Annotated in this window: 1 rRNA gene; it reads left to right on the top strand. The window is 55.6% G+C overall.

Annotated features, from left to right (window positions below):
• Positions 1 to 45: 45 nt before the first annotated feature.
• Positions 46 to 3,152 (top strand): 23S ribosomal RNA (locus ABZ412_RS35775).
• Positions 3,153 to 3,199 lie beyond the last annotated feature (47 nt).

Below are 3,199 nucleotides of genomic sequence, written 5' to 3'. Positions count from 1 at the left end.
GGGTGTGTTGTTTGAGAACTGCACAGTGGACGCGAGCATCTTTGTTAGTAAGTGTGTAAGAGCGTACGGTGGATGCCTTGGCACCAGGAGCCGATGAAGGACGTAGTAGGCTGCGATAAGCCTCGGGGAGCTGTCAAACGAGCTGAGATCCGAGGATTTCCGAATGGGGAAACCCAGCACGAGTGATGTCGTGTTACCCGCGCCTGAATATATAGGGCGTGTGGAGGGAACGTGGGGAAGTGAAACATCTCAGTACCCACAGGAAGAGAAAACAATAGTGATTCCGTGAGTAGTGGCGAGCGAAAGCGGAAGAGGCTAAACCGGTTGTGTGTGATAGACGGCAGTCGTTGCATAGCCGGGGTTGTGGGACCCATCTTCCCAATTCTGCCGAATTGGGCATGAGTAAGAAACCAAGTTGTTAGTCGAATTGGTCTGGGATGGCCAACCGTAGACGGTGAGAGTCCGGTAGACGAAAACATCTTGGCTCATGTGGTGGGCACCCGAGTAGCAGCGGGCCCGTGAAATCTGCTGTGAATCTGTCGGGACCACCCGATAAGCCTGAATACTACCTGGTGACCGATAGCGGACTAGTACCGTGAGGGAAAGGTGAAAAGTACCCCGGGAGGGGAGTGAAATAGTACCTGAAACCGTGCGCTTACAATCCGTCAGAGCCGTTATAGGTGATGGCGTGCCTTTTGAAGAATGAGCCTGCGAGTCATCGGTGTGTGGCAAGGTTAACCCGTGTGGGGGAGCCGTAGCGAAAGCGAGTCCGAATAGGGCGCCCTGAGTCGCACACTATGGACCCGAAGCGGAGTGATCTACCCATGGCCAGGGTGAAGCGACGGTAAGACGTCGTGGAGGCCCGAACCCACTTAGGTTGAAAACTGAGGGGATGAGCTGTGGGTAGGGGTGAAAGGCCAATCAAACTCCGTGATAGCTGGTTCTCCCCGAAATGCATTTAGGTGCAGCGTCGCGTGTTTCTCACCGGAGGTAGAGCTACTGGATGGCCTAGGGGGCCCACAAGCTTACCGAAGTCAGCCAAACTCCGAATGCCGGTGAGTGAGAGCGCGGCAGTGAGACTGTGGGGGATAAGCTTCATAGTCGAGAGGGAAACAGCCCAGATCGCCGGCTAAGGCCCCTAAGCGTGTACTAAGTGGAAAAGGATGTGGAGTCGCGAAGACAACCAGGAGGTTGGCTTAGAAGCAGCCACCCTTGAAAGAGTGCGTAATAGCTCACTGGTCAAGTGATTCTGCGCCGACAATGTAGCGGGGCTCAAGTACACCGCCGAAGCCGCGGCATTCAGACATTATCCCGCTTTCGAGCCAGGAGTCTGGATGGGTAGGGGAGCGTCGTGTAGCCAGGGAAGCGGCGGAGTGATCCAGCCGTGGAGGCTATGCGAGTGAGAATGCAGGCATGAGTAGCGAAAGACGAGTGAGAAACTCGTCCGCCGAATGACCAAGGGTTCCTGGGCCAGGTTAATCCGCCCAGGGTGAGTCGGGACCTAAGGCGAGGCCGACAGGCGTAGTCGATGGACAACGGGTTGATATTCCCGTACCCGTGTATCCGCGCCCAATGGCGAATCATCTGTGCTAACCGTCCAAATGTTCTCTTATCGAGCCTTCGGGCGAGAGGGAGAATTGCTGCACGGGACCCTGGGTGTAGTAGTCAAGCGATGGGGTGACGCAGGAAGGTAGCTGGGCCAGGTGATGGAATACCTGGTGTAAGCGTGTAGGCCGTGGTGTAGGCAAATCCGCACCGCATATAGGCTGAGACGTGATGCGTAGCCGATTGAGGCGAATTCAGTGATCCTATGCTGCCGAGAAAAGCCTCTAGTGAGTTGGTACACGGCCCGTACCCCAAACCGACACAGGTGGTCAGGTAGAGAATACTAAGGCGATCGAGATAACTGTGGTTAAGGAACTCGGCAAAATACCTCCGTAACTTCGGGAGAAGGAGGGCCCGGTCTGGTGAACACCCTTGCGGTGGGAGCTGGGTTGGGTCGCAGAGACCAGTGAGAAGCGACTGTTTACTAAAAACACAGGTCCGTGCGAAGTCGTAAGACGATGTATACGGACTGACGCCTGCCCGGTGCCGGAAGGTTAAGAGGACCGGTTAGCTCTTCGGAGCGAAGCTGAGAATTTAAGCCCCGGTAAACGGCGGTGGTAACTATAACCATCCTAAGGTAGCGAAATTCCTTGTCGGGTAAGTTCCGACCTGCACGAATGGCGTAACGACTTCTCAGCTGTCTCAACCACAGACTCGGCGAAATTGCAGTACGAGTAAAGATGCTCGTTACGCGCGGCAGGACGAAAAGACCCCGGGACCTTCACTATAGCTTGGTATTGGTGTTCGGTACGGTTTGTGTAGGATAGGTGGGAGACTGTGAAGCGGGCACGCCAGTGTTCGTGGAGTCATCGTTGAAATACCACTCTGATCGTATTGGACCTCTAACCTCGGACCCTGATCGGGTTCAGGGACAGTGCCTGGTGGGTAGTTTAACTGGGGCGGTTGCCTCCCAAAATGTAACGGAGGCGCCCAAAGGTTCCCTCAGCCTGGTTGGCAATCAGGTGTTGAGTGCAAGTGCACAAGGGAGCTTGACTGTGAGACCGACAGGTCGAGCAGGGACGAAAGTCGGGACTAGTGATCCGGCACCGGCAAGTGGAAGCGGTGTCGCTCAACGGATAAAAGGTACCCCGGGGATAACAGGCTGATCTTCCCCAAGAGTCCATATCGACGGGATGGTTTGGCACCTCGATGTCGGCTCGTCGCATCCTGGGGCTGGAGTAGGTCCCAAGGGTTGGGCTGTTCGCCCATTAAAGCGGCACGCGAGCTGGGTTTAGAACGTCGTGAGACAGTTCGGTCTCTATCCGCCGCGCGCGTTAGAAACTTGAGGAAGGCTGTCCCTAGTACGAGAGGACCGGGACGGACGAACCTCTGGTGTGCCAGTTGTTCCGCCAGGAGCACGGCTGGTTGGCCACGTTCGGAAGGGATAACCGCTGAAAGCATCTAAGCGGGAAGCCTGTTCCAAGATGAGGTTTCTCACCCCCTCGAGGGGGTAAGGCCCCCAACAGACCATTGGGTTGATAGGCCAGAACTGGAAGCCTGGTAACAGGTGTAGGTGACTGGTACTAATAGGCCGAGGACTTACCAACAAAGAAGCTACGCGTCCACTGTGCAGTATCTGAAACAACACACAGAT

This window comes from Nocardia sp. NPDC005746, from assembly GCF_040630785.1.
Classification (GTDB): Bacteria; Actinomycetota; Actinomycetes; order Mycobacteriales; family Mycobacteriaceae; genus Nocardia.
The sequence above is the reverse complement of the archived record's forward strand: the minus strand, read 5'-3'. Positions and strand labels throughout refer to the sequence as shown.